The 22275-nt window shown below is 47.8% G+C and carries 19 protein-coding genes; 9 read left to right on the top strand and 10 right to left on the bottom strand.

All coding sequences use genetic code 11. The features are described from left to right. The first annotated feature begins 114 nt into the window (after nt 1–114). Entirely contained in the window at nt 115–795 is a 681-nt protein-coding gene (locus tag LZD49_RS21950) for a cell division ATP-binding protein FtsE (RefSeq protein ID WP_234669818.1), read from the top strand. A gap of 69 nt (nt 796–864) precedes the next feature. Here LZD49_RS21950 and LZD49_RS21945 read toward each other — a convergent pair whose 3' ends face one another. Both LZD49_RS21945 and kdsB read right to left on the bottom strand, forming a co-directional pair. Beyond that, a complete protein-coding gene (locus LZD49_RS21945) occupies nt 865–2430 on the bottom strand; it encodes a bifunctional response regulator/alkaline phosphatase family protein (protein WP_234669817.1) in 1566 nt (521 codons plus the stop codon). Nucleotides 2431–2593: 163 nt separating this feature from the next. Next, on the bottom strand, nt 2594–3337 hold the full coding sequence (gene kdsB / locus LZD49_RS21940) for a 3-deoxy-manno-octulosonate cytidylyltransferase (RefSeq protein WP_234669816.1): 744 nt from the start codon (nt 3335–3337) through the stop codon (nt 2594–2596). Nucleotides 3338–3382: 45 nt separating this feature from the next. Here kdsB and LZD49_RS21935 point away from each other — a divergent pair, with 45 nt between their 5' ends. The 5 genes from LZD49_RS21935 to LZD49_RS21915 all read left to right on the top strand — a co-directional run bounded on the left by LZD49_RS21935 (nt 3383) and on the right by LZD49_RS21915 (nt 8421). After that, nucleotides 3383–4171 (top strand): DUF4905 domain-containing protein, encoded by a 789-nt coding sequence (locus LZD49_RS21935; RefSeq protein WP_234669815.1) that lies wholly within the window; start codon nt 3383–3385, stop codon nt 4169–4171. Nucleotides 4172–4174: 3 nt separating this feature from the next. Beyond that, nucleotides 4175–5164 carry a LysM peptidoglycan-binding domain-containing protein gene (locus LZD49_RS21930; RefSeq protein WP_234669814.1) on the top strand — a complete coding sequence of 330 codons (990 nt, stop codon included), beginning with the start codon at nt 4175–4177 and terminating at the stop codon, nt 5162–5164. 18 nt (nt 5165–5182) lie between these two features. Further along, nucleotides 5183–5395, top strand: a complete 213-nt coding sequence (locus LZD49_RS21925; protein WP_234669813.1) for a hypothetical protein — start codon at nt 5183–5185, stop codon at nt 5393–5395. After that, the gene (locus LZD49_RS21920) at nt 5382–6182 is read left to right on the top strand and encodes a TIGR02757 family protein (protein WP_234669812.1); all 801 of its coding nucleotides are present in this window, start codon (nt 5382–5384) and stop codon (nt 6180–6182) included. Before LZD49_RS21925 ends, LZD49_RS21920 begins: the two co-directional genes overlap by 14 nt. Before the next feature lie 253 nt (nt 6183–6435). After that, entirely contained in the window at nt 6436–8421 is a 1986-nt protein-coding gene (locus LZD49_RS21915) for a tail fiber domain-containing protein (protein WP_234669811.1), read from the top strand. Between the two features lie 130 nt (nt 8422–8551). Here the strand turns inward: LZD49_RS21915 and LZD49_RS21910 are convergent, their stop codons facing one another. The 5 genes from LZD49_RS21910 to LZD49_RS21890 form a co-directional block, all read right to left on the bottom strand. Next, the gene (locus LZD49_RS21910; protein WP_409021344.1) at nt 8552–11932 is read right to left on the bottom strand and encodes a ThuA domain-containing protein; all 3381 of its coding nucleotides are present in this window, start codon (nt 11930–11932) and stop codon (nt 8552–8554) included. A gap of 111 nt (nt 11933–12043) precedes the next feature. Further along, nucleotides 12044–13096, bottom strand: coding sequence for a sugar phosphate isomerase/epimerase (locus LZD49_RS21905; protein WP_234669810.1), 1053 nt, complete (start codon nt 13094–13096; stop codon nt 12044–12046). A gap of 128 nt (nt 13097–13224) precedes the next feature. After that, nucleotides 13225–13593, bottom strand: a complete 369-nt coding sequence (locus LZD49_RS21900) for a four helix bundle protein (RefSeq protein WP_234669809.1) — start codon at nt 13591–13593, stop codon at nt 13225–13227. Nucleotides 13594–13688: 95 nt separating this feature from the next. Next, nucleotides 13689–14834 carry a Gfo/Idh/MocA family protein gene (locus LZD49_RS21895; RefSeq protein WP_234669808.1) on the bottom strand — a complete coding sequence of 382 codons (1146 nt, stop codon included), beginning with the start codon at nt 14832–14834 and terminating at the stop codon, nt 13689–13691. 84 nt (nt 14835–14918) lie between these two features. After that, on the bottom strand, nt 14919–16046 hold the full coding sequence (locus tag LZD49_RS21890; protein WP_234670101.1) for a Gfo/Idh/MocA family protein: 1128 nt from the start codon (nt 16044–16046) through the stop codon (nt 14919–14921). A 243-nt stretch (nt 16047–16289) separates the two neighbouring features. Here LZD49_RS21890 and LZD49_RS21885 point away from each other — a divergent pair, with 243 nt between their 5' ends. Further along, nucleotides 16290–17525 carry an MFS transporter gene (locus LZD49_RS21885; RefSeq protein WP_234669807.1) on the top strand — a complete coding sequence of 412 codons (1236 nt, stop codon included), beginning with the start codon at nt 16290–16292 and terminating at the stop codon, nt 17523–17525. A gap of 70 nt (nt 17526–17595) precedes the next feature. Here LZD49_RS21885 and LZD49_RS21880 read toward each other — a convergent pair whose 3' ends face one another. Further along, entirely contained in the window at nt 17596–20004 is a 2409-nt protein-coding gene (locus LZD49_RS21880) for an endonuclease MutS2 (RefSeq protein ID WP_234669806.1), read from the bottom strand. Nucleotides 20005–20194: 190 nt separating this feature from the next. After that, the gene (locus tag LZD49_RS21875) at nt 20195–20713 is read right to left on the bottom strand and encodes a hypothetical protein (RefSeq protein WP_234669805.1); all 519 of its coding nucleotides are present in this window, start codon (nt 20711–20713) and stop codon (nt 20195–20197) included. Nucleotides 20714–20855: 142 nt separating this feature from the next. Between LZD49_RS21875 and LZD49_RS21870 the strand changes: the two genes are divergently transcribed. After that, nucleotides 20856–21155, top strand: a complete 300-nt coding sequence (locus LZD49_RS21870) for an iron-sulfur cluster assembly accessory protein (RefSeq protein WP_234670100.1) — start codon at nt 20856–20858, stop codon at nt 21153–21155. 9 nt (nt 21156–21164) lie between these two features. On the opposite strand, the gene LZD49_RS21865 is transcribed toward LZD49_RS21870, so the two are convergent. Further along, entirely contained in the window at nt 21165–21737 is a 573-nt protein-coding gene (locus LZD49_RS21865) for an HNH endonuclease (protein ID WP_234669804.1), read from the bottom strand. Between the two features lie 173 nt (nt 21738–21910). Here LZD49_RS21865 and LZD49_RS21860 point away from each other — a divergent pair, with 173 nt between their 5' ends. Then, nucleotides 21911–22270, top strand: coding sequence for a CoA-binding protein (locus LZD49_RS21860; protein WP_234669803.1), 360 nt, complete (start codon nt 21911–21913; stop codon nt 22268–22270). Nucleotides 22271–22275: the final 5 nt, after the last annotated feature.

Genomic DNA, 22275 nt, shown 5'->3' with positions numbered 1-22275 from the left:
CCGCTCAGGATGACGGTGCCGTTTGTTACACTGGGCGGCCTGCTTAGTGTAACATCAACATTCATCACACTATTCATTTCGAGCATTTCGCTCCACATTCCATACAGCACAATCATGACCACCGATTCAACGGAGCCTATAATCAAACTGGAAAGGGCAGATATATATCAGGGTGAGAGGCCTGTTTTGAACGATGTTCATTTCGAGATCAGTAAGGGCGAGTTCGTTTACCTTATCGGGAGAACGGGTAGCGGCAAAAGTTCGCTTTTAAAAACATTATACGCCGATTTATGGCTACATACCGGTTCTGCCAAAGTGGCCGGTTATGAGCTGCACAATATCAAAAGGGTTGATATTCCATTTTTACGTCGCCGCATTGGCATTGTTTTCCAGGATTTTCAGTTGCTTTCTGATCGTTCGGTGGAAGATAACCTCGCATTCGTGCTCCGTGCAACGGGTTGGGAGCAACAAGGGAAAATTTCGAAACGCATTGCCGAAGTGTTAATGCAGGTGGGCTTGGGAACTGCCCAGAAAAGAATGCCGCATCAGCTCTCCGGTGGTGAGCAGCAACGGGTCGTAATCGCTCGTGCTATGCTGAACGAACCGCAAATCCTTCTTGCGGATGAGCCAACAGGTAACCTCGACCCGGAAGTGGGCGACCAGATTATGCAGGTTTTCCGTACGATCAATAATGCCGGTACTGCGATACTAATGGCCACGCACAATCACGACTTCCTGAAACGCTTCCCGGCGAGGGTGATCAAATGCGAGAATGGCGGAGTGACAATGAGCTGATGCGATTTTGTATCAACGAAAAAGGGCGTCTGAGTTGACTCAGACGCCTTTTTTGCGTATTGCTTCAACTTATTTAGCCTTCATATCAATCACCGGAATAATCATCTCTTCGAGCGAGACGCCTCCGTGCTGGAATGTGTCGCGGTAGAGATTTACGTACTGGTTGTAATTGTTCGGATATGCAAAAAAGTAATCTTCCTTAGTAAACACGTACGAAGTTGAAACATGTGGTTTGGGAAGGAAAATACGCTCCGGCTTGCGGCATACCATCAAATGGTTGTCGTCGAAGCCTAAATTTTTACCATGTTTGTAACGGAGATTCGTATTCGTTTCGCGGTAACCGATAATTTTTACTGGTTTTTGTACGCGGATCATACCGTGGTCAGTTGTCAAGATGAGGCGACCTTTTTTCTCAGCTACTTTGCGGATGAAATCGAGCAGTGGTGAATGCTGGAACCAAGAACGGGTGATCGAGCGGTAGGCAGCTTCGTCCGGCGCAAGTTCCTTGATCATCTGTACGTCGGTGCGTGCATGGGAAAGCATATCCACAAAGTTGTAGACAACGACATTCAGCTGGTTCGTCAGCAGGTTATTGAATGTATCTACCAATGCCTTGCCCTGGTTTGTATTCAGAATTTTGGAATATGAAAATTTGATATTCAAATGGTTCATTTCCAGTTGCTTTTGGAGGAAATCCTGCTCGTGGTTGTTCAGACCTTCTTCACCTTCAGCAGTGTTTTCATCGCTTACCCACCATTGCGGGTGCTTCCGCTCCATTTCGCTCGGCATGAGACCTGAGAAGATCGCATTACGTGCGTAGCCAGTGGTGGTTGGTAAAATGGAGTAGTAGGACGATTCTTCCTCGATATTGAAATACTCCTGTAAAATCGGCTGGATCATCTTCCATTGGTCATAACGGAAGTTGTCGATCAGCAGGAAGAACAGTGGCTCGCTTGAACCTTTCAAATGTGGGAAAACCTTCTGTTTCATCAGTTGATGCGAAAGTATCGGCTTGTCGGAACGCGGATCGTTTAGCCACTCTTCGTACTCATCTTCAATGAATTTGCAGAAATTAGCATTGGCTTCGCTCTTCTGCATGCTAAAAACTTCGGCCATTCCCTGGTCGTCGGAGCTTTCGAGTTCAAGCTCCCAATAAATGAGCTTTTTGTAAATATCAGCCCATTCCTCATGACCAATCCTGTCCTGGTACTGCATCGCCAGGCTGCGAAATTCCTGCTGGTAGCTAAGGGTCGTTTTTTCGGTTACCAGACGCTTATTATCCAATATCTTTTTAACCGAAAGTAATATCTGATTGGGGTTCAGCGGTTTGATGAGGTAATCATCTATTTTGGAGCCGATAGCGTCCTCCATGATATGCTCTTCTTCGCTTTTGGTGATCATGACCACAGGCAGGTTGGGTTGCTGCTGTTTGATCTGGGCTAGGGTTTCGAGGCCCGTCATGCCGGGCATCATCTCATCAAGGAAGACGATATCAAACCGGTCATTCTCAATGCGGTCCAGCGCATCCGCTCCACTGTTGACGGGCGTAACGTTGTAACCTTTATTGGTCAGAAACATGATGTGCGGTTTGAGAAGATCTATTTCGTCATCGGCCCAAAGGATGTTATATTGCATAAGACTCTTTTTTCAAGTAGTAATTAATTCAAAACAATAAAAGGGTAACGCGTCGGCAGAAGCAAGTCGTATACGTAAAACGGTTTTAACGTTTTTTAAGAAATATACGGCTTATCCTTATACGTTAACCTGTATTGTAAAAAATGCATTCCACAAAGGCTTTCTACGGCAAAAATTTTCTGGTAACACGGTCAAGGTCGTCAGGCGTGTCGACGCCGTGGGAGTCGTCTGAAGTAATAACGGCGCGGATCGCGTAGCCGTTTTCCAGCCAGCGCAATTGTTCCAGGGCCTCCGCCTTTTCCAGAGACGAAACAGGCAGCTTCGTGATTTCCGCCAGCACATCGGTCCGGTAAGCGTAAATGCCGATGTGTTTATAAAAAACATGTGATTTCAGAAATTCGTCCTGGCTTTGGGCATTGCGAAGGTAGGGGATCGTTTGCCGGCTGAAATACATAACTTCACCCCGTTTGTTCAAAACCGCCTTTGGCACATTTACATTGAAAAGAATTTCATCATTGTCGATGATTTTCACCAAGGTAGCCAATTCGGTTTCTCCATTCAGAACTGAGGCGAGATGGTCGATCGGCTCGGGGCTGATGAACGGTTCGTCGCCCTGTATGTTGATGACGTAATCGTAATGGAGTTCTGTTTTTGCAAGTGCTTCATAGCAACGGTCGGTGCCGCTCTGGTGGTCCGGAGATGTCATAACGGCTTGCCCGCCAAATTCCCGGACGTGGTTCAGTATTCTTTCATCGTCGGTGGCTACGATAACCTGATCCAGTTCCGTAGCTTTGGACGATTGTTCGTAAACCCGCTGGATCATGCTTTTTCCGCCGATATCTACCAAAGCTTTGGCAGGAAAACGGGTAGAAGCGTAGCGGGCCGGTATTATTCCTAAAATGCGCACGAGTTTCTTGTCAGTTTAATTTGAATTCAAAATAAAGGTAAAAAATTGCAAAATCTGTTTTCGTTCCGGTTTTCGGAAAACATCTGGCGGGTAATGCCCGATGCGGATCCGGGAAGTGCATTGTGGGTCATCGAATTACGTGATCCAGACCGGCGGGAAGTATCATTTGCGGTTATTGACCTTGACAGCCTGGTGCTGAAATGGCACCGCCAGGTAGAGGGTACCGATTGGTGGACTTCTCTGACGGCTTTTATGCACAATCGTATCTACTTGCATAACTACAGGTATCCCGAAGTCCCCGAACCCACCGACCTTATTGCCGTCGACGAAACCGCCGGATTATTGTCCTGGATCTTACCTAACTATATTTTGATAAAAAGTGTCGACCAGAACTTGCTGGAAGTCGCTACCAAGCAGGGCGATCATTTCAAACACATGTATTGCAACGCATCGACCGGCCAGGTAATGCCCTTTGATACAAGTTTGCGTGAAAACGCCGATGAGGTAATTTTAAAAGAGCCCGTTCGTTACAGGGAGGGGAATATGTATTTCGAGCGGCTCGCGCAGTTTATTGGCGATGTGACGGGCGGTCATATCCCGGTTGCCATTGATTACCTGGAGAAAAGGCCCTATATAATCTTTTCTTATTATATTTACGAGCAAGATAAAACAGTGCAATACCTCCTCATAGTAACCGATCAGAAGCGACATGTCTTACACGAGAAGCTATCGGAGCAGAGGGAAGGAACGGGTCGCTCAACGATGATGCTGAAAGCGTCTACATTGGTTTATCTGAAAAATAGCAACGAGTTTTCGAGTTTAACGCTTTCATAATAAATGAAATACATTTTTTGCCTGGCCCTTTTGGCAGGATTGATGACAGATTTGACGAGTGCCCGGGCAAAGGGATTGATTGCTGTTGACTCCGTCGGGGTCGAGAAGGTAGGGGGGAAGATCTTCGTTATACATAAGGTTAACCAGGGGCAGACGATGTTTGCCGTCGTGCGTCAATACGGAACGACCATTCAGGCACTGCGCGAAGCCAATCCGGGCATGAACGATCAAATTCAGTCCGGACAGACTATCAGGGTGCCTTACACGCCAAAGGTTACTAAAAAGGATGGCAAAAAAGAGGATAAAAAAGAAGACAAAAAGGAGCTTGTGAAGGCTGAGGTGAAGGAAGTTAAGCCCGTTGTCGATACGCCGGCTGTTGCTACCAGTACCTCGGCACCATCCGCGCCAGCCACTTCGCCACCCGCCAACGGTGTCCACAAAGTGGAGCCAGGGCAGACCCTTTACCGCGTTGCAGTCAAATACGGCGTGTTAATGGCTGATCTCCGCAAATGGAACAATCTCACGGACGATAATTTGAAAGATGGCCAGGAGCTGATTGTCAGTGAAAAAGGCGCCGAAAAAGCTGCAGTACCAGCAGCCACGCCACCTGCACCAAAAGTTGCTACAACGGTTGTGAAAGATTCCGTAAAAGCGAAGACCGCCGTTCCCGAAAAAGTGGTGAAGCCTGTCGAAGAAGTAGCGCCACCCAAAGTGGTTAAAAGCAAACGCAAATCTGAATCCGGCCTGGCTGAAGTAATAGAAACGGACGAAAGTACGAGCAAATTCCTGGGTTTACACCGCACCGCGCCAATCGGTTCGTTGGTGGAGGTTTTGAATGAATACAATCAGGAAAAAATCATCGTCCGCATTATAGGACGCATACCCGACACTAGCGTCAATGACGATATTGTGATCAAGCTCTCGTCACGCGCATTTGAAAAAGTTTCTCCCAACAGCAAACGATTCAGGGCCGTAGTGAGTTATCTTGAGTAAATACGGCTAAGATATATTATGAAACACGCACCACAGTTTCGTTCCAAAAGAGAAGAAGAGCGGGAAGCGCTCAAGAATACGACAGGATATAAGGTTTGGACCGTTATGTTTACGCTCTTGTATCCATTTATAGCCATTTTTACATTCCTCTTTTCAGGGATCGTGATGATTTTTTCAGGTATTTCACGTGTGCTGGCTTACCTGTTTGGAGGTAGCCATGCCAGACACTGATCAAACTGGCTACCCACCATCCTACGTTGGCGAATTGCTGGACGAAAAAGTCGAACAGTACAACCAACCGGATTTCATCCCTTTCGATCCCATCAGCATTCCGCACCGGTTTTCGTCAAAACAGGATATTGAAATCATGGGCTTTTGGGCAGCTATTCTCGCTTGGGGGCAACGGAAAACCATTATCAATAAATGTCTGGAATTAGCCGCATTAATGGACAATGCGCCGTACGATTTCGTACGCAATCACCACGAAAGCGACCTGAAACCGTTCCTGCATTTCAAACACCGCACATTCAACGCCACCGACACGCTCTATTTTCTGCATTTTTTTCAGGAATACTACAAAGTTCATGATTCGCTGGAATTTGCTTTCAGCAGTCATATGACACCCAACGATATTACCATCGAAAAAGGGCTGATAGGCTTCCATAACCTTTTTTCAAACTCCGAAAATTTCCTCTTACGTACGCGTAAGCACATTGCCACTCCCGTGCGCAAATCCTCGTGCAAGCGTCTGAATATGTTCCTGCGCTGGATGGTCCGCAAAGACAACCACGGCGTCGACTTCGGGATTTGGAACACCATCCGCCCCTCTCAACTCGTCTGCCCATGTGACGTCCACGTCGACCGCGTGGCGCGCGTGCTGGGCCTCATCAAACGCCCCGTTACCAACTGGCAAACTGCCACTGAACTCACCGCATCCTTACGCCTGCTCGATCCGAATGATCCTGTGAAGTATGATTTTGCTTTGTTCGGGCTAGGGATTGAGGGGTTTGCGAAGTAAATGATTGAAATAAGTGTACTTATCAAGGTGCCGTGCTACAAGTATTGCCTGTTTGGAGTGTGTTAATTGGTATTTTTTATAGTACAAGTTTATTGATACGATTTTTCGTATACTAAATACTTTGCAGTGTTTTCCTTTGACTAAACCGGCTTGACTCCTAAGTCATTTGTTACCTGTCTCTGTTTTTAAAAGTTGAAATTGAGTTGGATTTAAATCTGAAAGACAACTTTTTTTGACATTAAAAAACGATAACATGAAACAACTTTTCACACAACTTTTTGTCACGGCTGCAATAATAGGGTGCCTCGCTGATAATGTCGGAGCCCAAACTCACTACGGAACCGGTGCCGGAACCAATGGGATCGGACATACATTCTATGGAACTGATGCCGGAAATATGAACTCGGCAAATGGGAATGATGGGGCTTTTAACACGTACATCGGACATTTTGCAGGTAAAAACGCCACTACCGGGCAGTGCAATACTTTTCTCGGTAATTCGTCTGGTATGCTGAATATTACTGGTAGCTTCAACACCCTTATAGGATTTCAGGCAGGAAAAGATAATGGGAATAACAGCTATAATACCTTGGTTGGATCAAACGCAGGAATGGGATCGATCGGCAATCAAAATTCCTATTTTGGAGAACAAGCGGGTACGTGGAGTAAGGGTTCTAACAATGTTTTCATGGGATTCGGAGCCGGAAATTCCAATAACGGCGGTAGCGACAATGTTTTTTTGGGGGCGAAAGCTGGTTATTCAAATAAAAACCATCACAACGTTTTCATTGGCGTTGAGGCTGGTTATAATTGCCAAACAAACGATAATGTTTTCGTCGGCTGGAAATCAGGCAACGGTAACACGGTAGGAGGTTTAAATACTTATATCGGCACGAAAGCAGGGTTTACATTGAATGGAGGAGTTGGTAATACCTTTATAGGACATGGAGCCGGTGAAAAAGCCGGTGAAAATGATACAGATGAAAACACCTTTGTAGGAACCTACAGTGGCATGAATGCAAAGGGACAAAATAACTGCTATTTTGGGGTTTCCGCCGGATGGGAGAGTGAAGGAGATAACAATATTATTTTTGGAGTCTCATCAGGTACTTACAGCAAGGGGAGCAATAACGTGGTGATGGGATTCGAAGCCGGATTTATCAATAAAGGAAACGAGAATAATTTTATCGGAAAGGCATCAGGCTATTCAAACACGACTGGCACAGGAAATATGTTCGCAGGTACAACTTCGGGCTTCAGCAATGATAGTGGTACCGCAAATGCATTCTTTGGCAACAAGGCAGGATATTCCAATAAAAGCGGAAGTCTTAATACATTCCTGGGGCAGGGGGCTGGTTACGACAATACTACCGGCGAAAAGAACACTTACTTGGGCTATGGCTCGGGAGGAAAGGCCAACGTCATCAATGCCACAGCAATCGGAGCATCGGCAAAGGTAATGGCAAGCAACTGCCTGGTGCTGGGCAATAATGCTAATATTGGAATAGGGGTATCCGCGCCTGTTTATCAACTGCAGATGAGCACAGGAACTGCTGCCAAAGCAGGTTCTGCAAGCTGGACGATCATGTCCGATCGCAGGTTAAAAAAGGGTATCTCAGACTTCACCGACGGTCTTGACCTGCTTAAAAAAATTAAACCCGTCTGGTTCCAATATAATGGCGAAGCAGGCATCGAAACAGGTGATAAGAAGTTCGTAGGTATCATCGCCCAGGAAATGCAAAAAATTGCACCTTACACCATTGGCACATTTATCCACCAGGATTCATTAGGCAACAAAACAGAATATTTGGATTACGATGCCAATGCGGTCACTTACATCCTGATCAATTCAGTGAAGGAGCAGCAGCAGGTGATTGAAGAAAAGGATGCTCAGATTCGTGATCTGGCTGAGCGTCTGGAAAGAATCGAGAGGCAATTATCGTCGCCGTCATTTTTTCATAATACTCATGACAATGGGGAGCAGCCTGCATTGGAACAGAATGCACCAAATGGATTCGAAAATCAGACTTCGATCAAGTATTATATTCCGCAATCGGCCAAGGAGGCTGTTATCAATATTTATAACGCGAGTGGAGTAAAGATGAAATCTCTTACAATTGCTAATCGTGGCGAAGGCGAATTGGTTATTTCGGCGGAGAATATGGCAAGTGGTGTCCATGTGTACGACCTGATAGTCGATGGAAAGAGTGTGGGTGGAAAGAAAATGTTGGTTAAGTAAGGATTTCGCATAAGACGTATTCGATCAAGGCTCTGCATGGCAGGGCTAAAACTTCATGGCATTGTGTTCTAATAAAAATGCGGGCTCCCTTCATGGAGGCCCGCATTTGGCTTATACTCGTTAGAGGCTGTTACAGCACCGCATTTTCAAACCCGATCGATTCGATTGAGAACAGAGGTTTGTTGCCTGCTTCGGCATTCTTGAATACAAAATACACTTTGTGCAGCTTGCCGTCGGCAGGCGTTTTCACCGGAATGCTGATCGTTTCCGCCTTGTCGACTTTGCCCTCACCGATTTTGGTTCCTGCAGCACTGTCCAGTCGGATTTCTAAAGTTCCACCAGCAGATTGACCTGCCTTGCTGGCTACTGATATTGCCAGTTTCGAAATTTCGGTCAAATCGATGTCGTCGAAGGCGATGAAGCTACCGTCCTTGATGCCGACAACCATTTCTGTACCGTTCTGGCCCTTGTATTTGAAGGTGTTTCTCGTCGTGTCAGCCATGTTGGCCATGAGCGTTGACGGACGCAATGCAACCGTTTTAGAACCGGTTAATGGGCCCATGGTGCCGTTGCCTTTATCGGTGTAGCTGGCTGTGAAGATGTACGAACCGTCTTTTTTCTTAGCCTGCGTCACGTACGAGCTCTTCAATGGTTTCTTTTCAACCGCCTTTTCGTTAGCGAGCGAAAGAATGTATTTCACCATTTCTTCCACTTCTTCCGGCTTGTGCTGTGGGTGGCCGGGCATCGCCTGTTCGCCCCACACGCCGCTTCCGCCTTCCAGAACCTTGTCGGTAAGCGTTTTGAGGGAATTGCGCTCGCGGGCGTATTTTTTGGCCACTTCGCGGTAAGCTGGTCCAATGGATTTTTTGTCAACCGAATGGCAGGCTTTGCAGTCGCTCAACTCGATCATGCGCTTCCCGGTTTCGAAACCGGTGTTGGCCTGGTGGCCTTGTGCGAGTTGCGTTTTGTCGAAGCCTTCGAGGTAGTTGATGGTCAATACAACTTCATCTTCCGGAATCTTTTTAGTAGCCAGGCTGCCGTCCTCTTTATCGGAAACGGACACTTCATAGTTCACAGGTTTGTCATTCCAATAGAATGTTTTGTTGCCTTTAATGGCCACGTCCACTTTTGGAATCGCATTACCCACGCGGACGATTACTTCTGAGGTGTTGGAATTGCCTGCATTGTCTGTCACTTTCAAAGTCGCGGCATATTCACCTGGCTTAGCGTAGGTAAAGCTCGGGTTAGCCAGCGCGCTTTTCGGCAAGCCTTTGCCAAACGACCATTCATATTTGATCGGGTCGCCGTCGTGATCGAGTGATCCTTTGGACGAGAAATTCACTTTCAACGGTGCTGCGCCGGTGGTGTTGGTGGCGCTTGCCGCTGCGACCGGGACACGGTTGCCTGCATTGAATGTAATGTGCGAAAGGCTCGCTTCATCGTTTTGTGCAAACCAGTTCGGGCCGTATTCCAATGTGTAAAGCGAACCGTCGCTGGCAAACTGCATATCGATCGGGTGGCTGAATTTGGTATTCGGCAGAAAACGCTCAATGTTCTGCAAATCGCCCTTTTCATTCATCGTCACGATGTTAATGTAATCACGAATCCAGTCGTAAGCGAAGAACTTGCCGTCGTAGTAAGACGGGAATTTATTTTTACTATCCTGGAAATCAGTAGCATAATACACCGGGCCAGCCATTGCATTACGTCCACCTTTTCCGACGATCGGGCCAAACTCAGGCGAATCGGCATAAGGATAGTAAATAAATGCCGGTTGAGCAGGCGGCAATTCCTGAATACCTGTGTTGTGCGGCGAGTTATTGATTGGCTTCAACGGATCAAATGGCTTGCCGGACGTACTATCGGCAAAGTTGAAGTCGACATAGGGCTTGTTATCGGCAATGAACAGGGGATAACCGAAGTAGCCCGCTTTTCTGGCCTGATTTACTTCGTCATAACCTCTCGGGCCGCGTTTCGGATCGTCCACGGACGCATCCGGGCCTACATCACCCCAATACAAAAAGCCGGTGCGCTGGTCTACCGCAATACGGTAAGGGTTACGCGTGCCCATCACATAAATTTCTGCGCGGGTTTTCTCAGTTCCGGGAGGGAAAAGGTTGCCTTCGGGAATGTCGTAGAGGTTCGTTCCGCCCGGCATGTTTGCGCGGCGGTCGCCGTAACGCGGCTTAATGCGGAGTACCTTTCCTCTCAACGAGTTGGTATTGGAAGAAGAATGCTGTCCGTCCCACCCTTCACGTCCCGGGCGCTCGTCGATAGGGCCGTAACCATTCGATTGGAATGGATTGACATCGTCACCAGTCGAAAGATACAGATTACCCTTGCTATCCCACGCGATGGAACCCCCGGTGTGGCAGCAGTCGGTGCGCTTTACGGGAACCGTCAAAAGCACTTCTTCGGTGCTCAGGAGCACGGTATCCTTGACGTCGTCGTATTTAAATCTCGACAAATGCTGCGCTGTATCCTTCTCCGACGATGGTGGGGAATAATACATGTAAATCAGCTTGTTAGTTTTGAAGTTAGGGTCGATGTTCAGACCCATCAGGCCATATTCCTGTTTGGTATACACCGGTACCTGGCCTACAATTTTGACTTTTCCTGTTTTGGGATTAAAAAGCTTAACCTTTCCTTTTCTTTCTGTAAACAGTACGCGCTGATCGTCCAGTACGACCAGTTCCGTGGGTTCGTCAAGCTTTGTAGCCAGCACTTTTTTGGAAAAACGGTTCTCTTCCGGGCGGGCTTTGGCGTAATCTAGTTTGGAAGCAATTACCCAGTTCAGACCGCCTGTAAGGTGTTTTACGAAAACCGGATTAATAAAAGTGGCGTCTTCATGCCCAAAATTGGTGTAGAATGCACGGCCGCCGTCGTATTCGTGGTACCATGACATCGGGTGGTCGTCGCCCATTTTACCATCCTTATATGTCTTCTCATCGATTTTGACAAGGACATTGACCTTCGGATTAAAGTTTTTGAAATCGTAAAACTCATCCTTAATCTTCCATTTTTTAGGAAAACCATCCATCGAAGGGTGCTTGTCGTTCACGACATAAGCCTCGCCTTCCTGCACATTCGGGTTGCCCGGATGGCTCAGGAACTGCGCACCGGCCAGTTTGTTGTACCATGGCCAATCATATTCGGTGTCGGTGGCGGCATGGATGCCGACGTAACCTCCGCCAGCCTGAATGTAGCGTTCAAATGCATCTTGCTGTTTGTCGTCCAGCACATTACCTGTTGTACTCAGGAAAATGACGGCGCTATATTTTTGCAGGTTCTTGTTGGTAAAAACAGCCGAATTTTCGGTGGTATCCACTGCAAAGCCGGTTTCTTTACCCAATTTGATGATGGCGGTTTTCCCTGCCGGGATTGATGAATGCCGGAATCCGGCCGTTTTCGAGAACACCAGTACGCGCTTTTCCGGCGTCACCGTCTGGGCCGTAGCCATCAAACTGCAACAAGCCAGGGCAGCCACGCCGGCAATCCTGAAATGTTTCATTACTCTTTGAAAAGGGGATTCATTCATTAGTTTGATTGGGTATTGGTTAACGTAGAAAAACCTATCTTCCATAAGGAAGACAGGTTTTCAATATACTTGTATGATCGACAATTATAAACCTAACACCTTACGGTTAAATGCCTCATCAGCACCGGTTCCGGCAAAATCGTCGAATGCTTTTGTCGTCACTTCAATGATGTGGCTTTCGATGAACGGTGCACCTTCCGCCGCACCCTGCACCGGCGACTTGATGCAGCATTCCCATTCAAGGACCGCCCAGCTGTCATAATCGTACTGTGAAAGTTTGGAGAAAATTGCACCGAAATCCACCTGACCATCGCCCAGTGAACGGAATCGTCCGGCGCGATCAGCCCAACCCGCAAAGCCGCTATAAACGCCCTGCTTGCCGCTTGGATTGAATTCTGCGTCTTTCACGTGGAATGCTTTGATGCGATCGTGGTAAAGGTCGATGAATTGGAGGTAATCCAATTGCTGCAACACGAAATGGCTTGGATCGTAGTTGATATTTGCGCGGGTATGGCCGCCGAGGTAATCGACAAACATTTCGAAGGTACTACCATCGAATACATCCTCGCCCGGGTGCAATTCGTAGGCAACGTCCACGCCATTCTCGTCATACACATCCAGAATAGGCTTCCAGCGGGCCGCGAGTTCTTTGAATGCTGTTTCCACCAAACCGGCAGGGCGCTGAGGCCACGGATACAGGAAAGGCCATGCCAATGCACCTGTGAACGAGGCGCTGGCTTTCAGGCCCAATCTGCGGCTTGCCTGCGCTACATATTTCAAATGCTGCGTAGCCCATTCCGCACGTGCTTTCGGGTTCTTGCGAACCTCGGGCACGGCGAAATTATCATACATATCGTCATAAACCGGATGTGAAGCCACCAGCTGACCAATGATGTGCGAAGCCAGCTCGGTAATTTCTAGTCCCTTATCTGCCAGCTTGCCTTTCAGCTCATCCGCATAAGTCTGCGATTCGGCAGCCTGTTTTACATCAATCACACGCGGGTCCCAGGTTGGGAGTTGCAGGCCTTTGTAGCCCAATCCCGCCATGTAATCGGCAATGGTATCTAATGAGTTAAACGGAGCTTCATCGCCGAGGAATTGGGCAAGGAAGATGCCGGGGCCTTTTATTGTCTTCATAGATGTTTTAATGTTGAATGACTGAATGACTGAATGAGTGAATGACTGAATGACTGAATGACTGAATGGGTCAATTTTGAACTACTGAATGACTGAATGGATCAGTTCATAATGAATGGTGATTGATTTTATTTCGTGTTTTTGCGGGCTTTCGAGAGGATTTTGACTAGTTCCTCCGCTTCGGTCATTAATGCGCTAAGTTTTTCGAACGGCAGTATACCTGATTCTGACATGATCTCCATCCAGAAAAGTGATTCGTCTGCTTCTTCGATGGTAATGCTAATTTTAGCGAAGAACTCATTTTGACTCCTGGCTCTGCACACGGCCCTGTAATTAGCTCCAACAGAAGAGGTAGACCTCAGAAACTGCTTTCCTACAATACGCGCTTCTTCATTTGACGGCAAAGCTTTAAAAACTTTAATACTACGCAGTACAAAGCGCTTCGTGCGATCTTGCAATTGCGAAACAAAATCCCGCTTATCATCAACAGCAGCCATATCAAAAGTGTGTGTCAAAACCCAAGGCACCAACGCCTCATTCAATCAGCGCACCGGCGACCCGGTCAATCATTCAATCATTCACTCATTCAAAATTAAATAGTAACCCAAGCCTCCTTCTTATTACTCTCCAAGATCCTTTCGCAGATTAGCAACTCGCGGTAGCCGTCGGCGAAGGTGGGGAATGTTGGATTTTCGGGTTGTTTGCCGGCTGCGATGGCGGCGTATACTTCTTTGAACATTTGTTTTGAAGTATCGGGGAAGCCTTCGTTGTGGCCGCCTGGGAAAGTGATGGTCGAGCGGACGTCTTCGTTGACCAGGGATGGGTCGCGGAGGAGCACTTCGTTGGCTTTGTCGCGGTTGCCGATCCACATTTCGTTTGGCGATTCAGAGCACCAGCTGAATGTCTTTTTCGAGCCGGAGATTTCCAGCGACATGCGGTTTTTACGACCGGCAGAAACTTGCGAAACGGTAATTACCCCTTTATTTCCATTGTCGAAACGGAGCAAAACGTTCGCGTGGTCTTCCGTATTGATGGGTACATCGGCGTAGTCTTCCGGTTGCAGCAGTTTGCCTGAATAGGTTTCTACTGCTTTCAAAGGCTTCTTGCGCGTTTTGTGAACCGTGTTGAAGTCCGCAAAAACGGCGACGGTTTTGAGGCCGGTGATGTATTCGAGGATATCCATCAAGTGCGAGCCAATGTCAGCGATCGCGCGTGAATCGCCGGATTTGTCCGGTTCAAGGCGCCAGTTGTAGTCGGTGTTGTAAAATAGCCAGTCTTGCAGGTAGGAACCGATGAAAGAATAGATCTCGCCCAATTCGCCTTTTTCACGCATCGATTTCATCTGGCGGGCCAATGGATAGTATCGCAGGTTGAAGTGGACTGCGTTCACCAGGCCGGTCTGCGCAGCGAGTTCAACGAGTTCTTCCGCTTCCGCGAGGTCTTTTGCCAATGGTTTTTCGCAAATCACGTGCTTTCCGGCCAGCAATGCGGCTTTTGATTGCGAGTAATGCAAAAAGTTAGGCGTACAAATGTGGATAGACTGGATGTCATCCTGTTTCAGCAGTTCGTCGAACGTGTAGGAACGGGCAATGCCAAGCGCGTCAGCTTTTTCCTTGGCCAGTTCTGCGGTCACTTCGCAAAGTGCGGCAACTTCTACATTAGGAAGACGTCTCAGTGCTTCAATGTGCGCGGGGCCAATGAAGCCGGTACCGACAACGCCAACTTTGATTTTGTTCATAAACGGGTATGTAATGATTAGTGAAAAACAGTCCGCTCTCGCGGTTAAATTGAGATGTACATTAATTGCGTTGAGTGTTCGCGATCAGAAATCGGTCCATTTCGTTTCCGTCTTGTTCGAAGCGATGACGGTGTCGATGAACTTCATGCCCCTCAAACCATCCAGCGCCGTAGGGAAATCGTAGACCGGATCGGCTGTTTTGCCTTCCCAGTATGCCCGTACGTGAATGGCGAAGTTGCGGTAGAGGTTCGCGAAGGCTTCGAAATAGCCTTCGGGATGACCGGCCGGAATGCGGGTATGCACTTGCGCGGCTTTGGAGAGGTTGCCCACGCCTGTGCGGATCATGCGGGTTCCCTGATTTGTCTTGTGGATCAGTGTGTTAGGCTCCATTTGTTTCCATTGCAAACCGCCCGTTTCGCCGTAAACGCGGATGTTGAGGTCATTTTCCTCGCCGTTCGCGATCTGGCTGTTTTGTAGGATACCTTTTGCACCGTTGTTGAAGCGCAATAGAATATTAGCGTCATCATCCAGCAAACGGCCTTCCACAAATATCGTAAGGTCGGCGCAAACCTGGGTGATTTTTAATCCGGTGATGTATTCGGCCAGGTTTTCGGCGTGAGTACCAATGTCGCCCAGGCCTCCCGCAGCTCCCGAACGCTTGGGATCGGTACGCCAGGCGGCTTGCTTGTTACCGGTAACTTCTACCAAGGTAGCCAGCCAACCCTGCGGATATTCCACAATTACCTTTCTCACTTCTCCAATGGCACCTGAGGCGATCATCTGGCGGGCCTCCTTTACCATAGGGTAACCGGTATAGTTGTGTGTGAGACAGAAGATCAGGCCGGATTTCTCCACCAGTGCTACGATTTCTTCCGCTTCTTCGGTATTGAGGGTGATGGGTTTATCACATACGACATGGAAGCCGTTTTCGAGCGCGAGCTTAGTTGGCGCGGCGTGTACGTGGTTAGGTGTAACGATGGCAACAAAATCCATGCGTTCGCCTTCGGGAAGTTGCTTTTCTTTCAGGATCATCTCCTCAAAGTCGTTATAAACCCTGTTTTCAGGCAGATATAGCGCTTTCCCGGTTTCCTTAGACTTGGCGGGATCGGAGCTGAACGCTCCGCAAACCAGCTCAATTTCTCCATCCATGATCGCTGCACGGCGATGGACCCCACCAATAAATGCATCCAGGGAGCCGCCTACCATGCCCATTCTGATCTTTCTTGACATTCCAGTTGGTTTAAGGTTTTCGAAAAGATTATACAGTAAGAAAGAGTGGTGTAAAAGACTCTTACTTCTCACAAATATAAATTTAAGACATAAAAAACATTGCTCAGGAATAATGAAAAGCAGTAGAAATCCCCGGAGTTTGTTTTTTTTGTGAAAATCTTAGAATAAAAGCAGTGTCTCAAAGTTATCAATCATCTAGTTCAAATAATAAAACCTTTAAGTCACATGACCCAATCAGTTAACAGCGGAAGACTCTTCAATGCAAGTTGTTTTGCGCTCATAACCACTGCATTCTCATTCAGTATCCGTGCAGGGATTCTGCCCCAGCTGGGCGCCGAGTTCAACCTCAGCGCAGAACAACTGGGCTTTATCAACTCAATGTGGTTCTTCGGGTTTCCGTTGGCCATGATCATCGGAGGGCTCGTGTATCACACTATCGGTCCAAAAACTATCATGCAGGTGGCATTCATTTGCCATGCGATTGGTATTATCATGACGATCTATTCGGGTGGCTATACCGGCCTTTTAATTTCTACATTCCTTATCGGGGTAGGTAACGGCTGTACTGAGGCTGCTTGTAACCCTATGATTGCCGACTCCTATTCAGGGCTGCAAATGAGCAAAATGCTCAACCGGTTCCACATGTGGTTCCCTGGCGGTATCGTAGTAGGTAGCTTGATCTCCAAATTTATGACCGACGCCAACCTCGGCTGGCAGGCGCAAATCTGGATAATCCTCATCCCGACTTTCATTTACGCATATCTTTTCTGGGGACAAGCATTTCCTAAACCGCACGTGGATGGTGTAACGTCAATCGGTGAGAATGTGAAAGCAATGTTTACGCCGCTGTTCATTTTTATTTTCGTTTGCATGGCATTTACGGCGATCAGCGAGTTTGGTCCGCAACAATGGACAGGTCTGATCATGAGCAAAAGCGGTGCAAGCCCGATGCTGATCCTGGCATTGGTAACCGGTCTGATGGCGATTGCGCGTTATTTCGCGCACCCGATCGTTGCGGCTATCGGACAGACCGGTATTCTCTGGGGTTCTTCGATCCTCGCGGCGGCAGGTATTTACCTGTTCAGCACAGTGACAGGCCCTGCGGCATATGCGGCTGCTGTGATCTTCGCAATGGGTGTAGCGTTGTTCTGGCCAACCATGATTGGTTTCGTGGCTCAGAACGTGCCTTTGAGCGGTGCGTTGGGTATGTCCATCGTCGGTGGTGTCGGAATGTTCTCAACAGCGATCTGGCAACCGTTTATCGGTAAGTGGCTGGATGATGCCAAAGCTGAGAAAGCGGCGGCAGGTTTAACCGGCGATGAAATGGAGCTGGCAGCCGGGCAAGCGACGCTGAGTACGATGGTTATGTTCCCCTTGCTCCTGATCGTGGCATTCGGAATCCTGTATTTCTGGATGAAAGGACGTAAGACAGTATCTGCTTCTTCTGCGGCAGTTCACTGACAACCTGATATAGTAAATGCAAAAAGGACGCTACTAGGCGTCCTTTTTGCATTTCTAAATATTCAACCCGTTACCTCAGCTTCACGATCGTTACGCCTGCACCGCCACGGTCGGCATGCTCGTCGTACATGCCCGCTACCTGCTTGTAACCGCGCAGGTGGTTTCTCACAAGCGTACGCAGGATGCCATCGCCCTTGCCGTGCACGATGCGGAGCTCGTCGTAGCCGAGCATTATCGCATTATCCATAAACTGATCGACCAGCCCGAGCGCTTCTTCACCACGTTTGCCCCGCATATCGAGGTTAAAACTAAAATTCAGCATTCGCTCGTTCATATCTATGCCTTTGGATGCCGCTTTGATACCTTTCTCTCCGGTTGCGGCACGGTAGGTTTTACGAGATACTTTTTCCAGCCGGTTGAGTTTGATAGTCGATTTCAGGTCACCAATACGTATCTCGGCGTCTTTCCCTTTCACGGAAATTACTTCACCAATCGCCGTCTGGCCGCTGATTTTGACATAACTTCCCGCAGTGATCTCTCCGCCTTCCGGTTCGTATACCTCTTCTGTTGGCTGCGTTTCGGTTACTTCTGCAAGTGCCAGGTTTGTCTTGCCAAAGTCTTCCAGCTTAGTCCTGACAGTCTTGGTCTTTTCCTTCTCCGCCTTGTTTTCCTTAATCTCGCGAATGGTATTTTCAATCAACTGATTAGCGTCCGAAAGCAGGTTCTTGGCCTTTTGCTTGGCTTCATTAACGATCTTCTTTTCGTTATTGTCGAGCTTCTCTTTTAATGCGGTATAATCGGCGAGCTGCTTCGTAAGTTTCCGTTCTTTGATACCGATCTCGATATTTTTTTCTGAAAAAACACGCCTTTCGATATCGAGCTCTTTCAGTAATTTTTCAAAATTCACCTGCTGTGTGCCCAGTTTCTCTTTCGCACGGTTCACCACCGCTATGGGCAAGCCAATTTTTGAAGCGATTTCAAATGCAAACGAACTGCCTGGTCGGCCGATTTCCAGTTGATAAAGCGGTTCTAAATGTTCTCCATCAAAGCGCATCGCCCCATTTACCAGTCCTTCCGTTTTGTCGGCAAGAACTTTGAGATTGGTATAATGCGTGTTAATCATCCCGAATGCGCCCGATTTAGTCAGATTTTCGAGGATGGCTTCGGCGATAGCGCCACCAAGGCCCGGCTCGGTACCCGTACCGAATTCGTCGATCAGGAACAGTGTTTTTCGGTTAGCCATCGAAAGGAAATGGCGCATATTGGTTAAGTGCGAACTGTATGTACTCAGGTCATTTTCCAAAGATTGTTCATCACCGATATCAATGAAAATATTTTGGAAAAAGCCCATCGAAGATCCTTCCTGCATCGGTACCAGCAAGCCGCATTGAAACATATACTGAACGAGCCCGACGGTTTTCAAAGCCACGGATTTACCACCGGCATTTGGCCCGGAAACGATCAGAATGCGATGCTTTTCCTGTAATTCGATATTCAGCGGGACTACCTTCTTACCCTGCTTCTGGAACGACAAATGCAGGAGCGGGTGCCGCGCCTCGCGCCAGTCGATAAATTGCCGGTTTTCAAACGGTGGGTTGATGGCGCCCATTTCACCGGCCAACCGGGCTTTCGCACGGAGGAAATCCATCAGCCCCAGGAAGCCGTAAGCTTTCTGTAAATCGGGGACAAACGGTCGGATATAGGCTGTCAGTTCGAGCAGAATGCGGTTGATCTCGCGACGTTCCTCGTATTCGAGTTCGCGGATCTCGTTGTTGGATTCAAAAACATCCGTCGGTTCGATGAACACAGTTTGGCCAGTAGCCGATTCGTCGTGGATAAACCCGCGCAGCTTGCGTTTATGTTCGGCAGCAACGGGAATAACCATGCGACCGTTCCGGACAGTCAGTGACACATCATCACCGATCCAGCCGTTGCTTCTGGCCGATTTCAGGATGGTGTCGAGCTTTTTGCGAATGCCTGCCTGCTCAGATATCAGCCGCTTGCGAATGCGCGACAATTCAGGTGACGCCGAGTCGCGAATCTGCCCCCGGTCGTCGATAATGCGGTCGATGGCATCTGTTACCGCCTTTTCAACCCTGATCGTCTTGGCATATTCCCCTAAAATCGGGAATGCATCAGCCTCCTGGCTTTCAAAAAAGCGCAGGCAAAGCCGAATGGTCAGCAGCGACACTTTTAGATCCGAAAACTCTGGCTGCGTCAGCAGCATTCCTTCAATTGAAGCTCTCCTTAAATATGGTGTGGCATCGATATAGTTCTGTGACGGAAAATTCTCGCCTAATTCCAGGATGCGTTGCATTTCGGCGGTCTGGCTCACGAGCTTCTCAACCATGCCGAAGTTTTCGGAAAACCGGATCTTCTCCACATAGTTCTGGCCCAAAGAGCTGATACAAAGCTCCTTTAATCGATCCCGTAACTTATCGAAACCCAGTTTTTGTTCTAATGTATTGGGGTAAAGCATTGTTATTTTTGTTGGCCGGCGGCGGTTAGCTGCTGGCTTGGATGTTGTTGATGTTAAATTTCCGACCATGGCCCGCGGACCATCGACCATAGATTATTGTGGGCATTAGTAGCTTGTGAATCGGCTCCGGCATTTACAAAACATTCAATGGTCAGCTGCTTGGTCTATCGCCCATGGTCGGCCGAAGACCCTAAAATACATTCCGAATCTCCTCCTTCAAAACCTTCAACGCGTGCGTGGTTGGTTGCACTTCCTTGTCGATCACGTAGGAGAAAATCTTTTTGGCAAGGTCGGCAGGAGGATTTTCCCCGCCGACTTCCGCCGCGGCCTGGTTTATCACCGCCACGGTCTCATTCATCGCATTCACGATCTGTTCCCAGGCATGGCTACTGATGTACAGTTGCTGTGCCACATTATGGTTGTATTCTTCCCGGATTTCATGCAGGATGATTTGTTGCAATTCCAGCGAGCTCATTGCCGAAGGTGCCAGACGAAGTAACAGGTTATTAGGGGTAATACGTTCCAGAAACAGACACATGCGCTCATATGCCTGCAAACGCAACGGCAGTGTGATCTCGATATTTTTGCTGCGGATGTCCCAACGCTGCTTTTCAAAAATCTTGTTGGCGACGGTCGTAATGGTAAGATAAATACCGAAAGTGACGATGACGCCGAGTATTAGAATGGTCAGGACCCAGATGTATTCCATGGTGTGAAATGGTAATTTTATGCCAAAACGAGGCACAAAATTAAAGGATTAGCTGCATTTGGCAGATATTTATTTGAAAACGCGAATCGAACAGCAGAAGTTTGCGTTTACTGTGGTATCGCAATCAAGAATAATGAGCAGGATGGATAACCCGATTCAATTGACCGAAAAGGCACAACTTGAAATCAGATCGACTTTGGAAGCCAATAAAATCCCGGATACCTATGGGCTAAGAGTAGGTTTGAGAGGGGGCGCGTGCAGCGGTTCGTTTCTGCTCGGGTTCGACACAGCCACAGAGCACGACCAGACATACCTTATCGAAGGAATTAAGGTATTAATAGACAAGCGCCATCTCATGTACGTAATCGGCGTGTCGGTTGACTTTGAAGAGGGTGCGAACGGCAGCGGTTATACGGTTTTCGCCGCTGAAAAACTCAATTAAGTATTTTGATTAATCTTCAACAGTTACATGCTTCCAATTCTCTCCTGAACGGATACGGTTGAGTTGGGTATGTGTAATCCCAAACTGCTTCGCAATCATTTTAAGACGGTTGTTATCGTTCTTCAAAAGCTTTTTGATGATCCGCACTTTGCTTTCAGTTAGCTTGTAATTCTTGGTGCGCCGCGGAATAACCCGATTGATAAATGCGGGGTTTTCCCGGTTATGATCAATCATTTCCGTTTTTGTAACCCATTTCAGGTTTTCGTAGTAATTGTTTTGTTTATCGAAATCCAGGTGGATCACGAAGTTGTGGTCTGCATCAAGCTTTTCCGCAAAGTGCTCTGCCACCAGCTTGTGCACATAACGATTGATGGTCTTGCCGCCTGAAACGCGGATGTTCAGTGATCTGTAACCCTGAATGACGGACCCTTTGATGACGGCACCTTCCTTAGGATTGTTCTGAAAACTTTTTAACCTTCCATAGTTGGACACTTCGTAATGGGGAGCGTTCTCGATCTCGTCGAATTTAATTCTTGCCCACTTTTCGTTCCAGAAGCTCCGGCTTACATTTGATTCATTCATTTTGATAAAAGCTATTATTATAGGTTCTTAATGTCGCACAGCTGTAATTCCGACCGTCCCATGTGAACGCGGGAACGATCTTTTGGTGTTTCAAAAGTGTGTGAGGGGCGGCGGTCGAACCGCGACGGCCGGTGCCGCGTAAAGCCCTTAGTTATCTATTAAATTGAATTGGCATGAAACGAACACTCATAATCGGAGCGACTCCCAACCCTTCCAGATACGCTTACCTGGCGGCACAAAAACTCAGGCATTACGGTCATCCCACATTGCTCTTAGGACGCAGGAAAGGTTTTGCATTAGGAGAAGAAATCAACACAGACAAAACTGACTGGAAAGACGTAGATACCGTCACATTGTATATCAATCCGAGCCACCAACCTGAATATTACGAGTACATTGTTTCTCTAAATCCTAAACGCGTTATCTTCAACCCTGGTACAGAGAATCCTGAATTTAAGGATATTTTAATCGATAAAAATATCATACCAATAGAGGGGTGCACATTGGTAATGCTGTCGACCGGACAATTCTAGTCCGC

It is taken from the genome of Dyadobacter sp. CY261, from assembly GCF_021440085.1.
In the GTDB taxonomy this organism is placed as follows: domain Bacteria; phylum Bacteroidota; class Bacteroidia; order Cytophagales; family Spirosomataceae; genus Dyadobacter.
Note: the sequence above shows the minus strand (reverse complement) of the source record. Positions and strands in the feature narration are given on the sequence as shown.

What these genes read in the sequence shown, in the direction of transcription:
- LZD49_RS21950 (WP_234669818.1), top strand. Translation starts at nt 115, where the DNA reads ATGACCACCGATTCAACGGAGCCTATAATCAAACTGGAAAGGGCAGAT.
- LZD49_RS21945 (WP_234669817.1), bottom strand. Translation starts at nt 2,430, where the DNA reads ATGCAATATAACATCCTTTGGGCCGATGACGAAATAGATCTTCTCAAA.
- LZD49_RS21930 (WP_234669814.1), top strand. Translation starts at nt 4,175, where the DNA reads ATGAAATACATTTTTTGCCTGGCCCTTTTGGCAGGATTGATGACAGAT.
- LZD49_RS21925 (WP_234669813.1), top strand. Translation starts at nt 5,183, where the DNA reads ATGAAACACGCACCACAGTTTCGTTCCAAAAGAGAAGAAGAGCGGGAA.
- LZD49_RS21920 (WP_234669812.1), top strand. Translation starts at nt 5,382, where the DNA reads ATGCCAGACACTGATCAAACTGGCTACCCACCATCCTACGTTGGCGAA.
- LZD49_RS21915 (WP_234669811.1), top strand. Translation starts at nt 6,436, where the DNA reads ATGAAACAACTTTTCACACAACTTTTTGTCACGGCTGCAATAATAGGG.
- LZD49_RS21910 (WP_409021344.1), bottom strand. Translation starts at nt 11,932, where the DNA reads ATGAAACATTTCAGGATTGCCGGCGTGGCTGCCCTGGCTTGTTGCAGT.
- LZD49_RS21905 (WP_234669810.1), bottom strand. Translation starts at nt 13,096, where the DNA reads ATGAAGACAATAAAAGGCCCCGGCATCTTCCTTGCCCAATTCCTCGGC.
- LZD49_RS21900 (WP_234669809.1), bottom strand. Translation starts at nt 13,593, where the DNA reads ATGGCTGCTGTTGATGATAAGCGGGATTTTGTTTCGCAATTGCAAGAT.
- LZD49_RS21895 (WP_234669808.1), bottom strand. Translation starts at nt 14,834, where the DNA reads ATGAACAAAATCAAAGTTGGCGTTGTCGGTACCGGCTTCATTGGCCCC.
- LZD49_RS21890 (WP_234670101.1), bottom strand. Translation starts at nt 16,046, where the DNA reads ATGGGCATGGTAGGCGGCTCCCTGGATGCATTTATTGGTGGGGTCCAT.
- LZD49_RS21885 (WP_234669807.1), top strand. Translation starts at nt 16,290, where the DNA reads ATGACCCAATCAGTTAACAGCGGAAGACTCTTCAATGCAAGTTGTTTT.
- LZD49_RS21880 (WP_234669806.1), bottom strand. Translation starts at nt 20,004, where the DNA reads ATGCTTTACCCCAATACATTAGAACAAAAACTGGGTTTCGATAAGTTA.
- LZD49_RS21875 (WP_234669805.1), bottom strand. Translation starts at nt 20,713, where the DNA reads ATGGAATACATCTGGGTCCTGACCATTCTAATACTCGGCGTCATCGTC.
- LZD49_RS21870 (WP_234670100.1), top strand. Translation starts at nt 20,856, where the DNA reads ATGGATAACCCGATTCAATTGACCGAAAAGGCACAACTTGAAATCAGA.
- LZD49_RS21865 (WP_234669804.1), bottom strand. Translation starts at nt 21,737, where the DNA reads ATGAATGAATCAAATGTAAGCCGGAGCTTCTGGAACGAAAAGTGGGCA.
- LZD49_RS21860 (WP_234669803.1), top strand. Translation starts at nt 21,911, where the DNA reads ATGAAACGAACACTCATAATCGGAGCGACTCCCAACCCTTCCAGATAC.